At 46.3% G+C, this 531-nt stretch carries 1 protein-coding gene; it reads left to right on the forward strand.

Annotation, left to right across the window (positions count from 1 at the left end; genetic code table 11):
• The coding region (locus I6A82_RS14380; RefSeq protein ID WP_198095662.1) for a substrate-binding domain-containing protein at positions 1–507 on the forward strand (507 nt) is incomplete at its 5' end.
• Between the last annotated feature and the right edge of the window lie 24 nt (positions 508–531).

Here is a 531-nt window from a genome sequence, read left to right on the forward strand (position 1 = left end):
GCCGTGCATTTTCTCATAAAAAAAGGACATAAACGCATTGGACTCATCAATGGCCCTGTTTCCCTGCTGGCTACCAAAGAGCGCATGGAAGGATATACCGATGGTTTGCACGGTAAAAAGATCAAAATAGACATGAGTCTTGTTGTGTCTACCGATCTTTCCACGGCTGGTACGGAAGATGCCATGCAGCAATTACTGGGATTGAAAAATCCGCCTACGGCCATCATTGCATTCAATGACTATGTAGCCCTTGACGCCATCCGTTATGCACGCAAACAGAACAAAAAGATCAACAAAGACCTTTCATTTGTAAGTTGCGCCAATCTGCCCATTACCCATTATATGGATACGCCGCCGCTCGCCTCGGTAGAACAATTTCCCCGTGAACAAGGTGAGAAGGCCATGGAGATCATGTTGCAACTCCTCACACGCGGCGAAGAGCTGAAACAGAAGAACCAGTTCTTTCAGATAGAGCTGGAAAGCAGGCTTGAACTGATTGAGCCTTAAAATTGCGCAACCGTTTGAATGAAG

Origin of the sequence: Novosphingopyxis sp. YJ-S2-01, assembly GCF_016093175.1 — a bacterium.
GTDB classification, from domain to species: domain Bacteria; phylum Pseudomonadota; class Alphaproteobacteria; order Sphingomonadales; family Sphingomonadaceae; genus Novosphingopyxis; species Novosphingopyxis iocasae.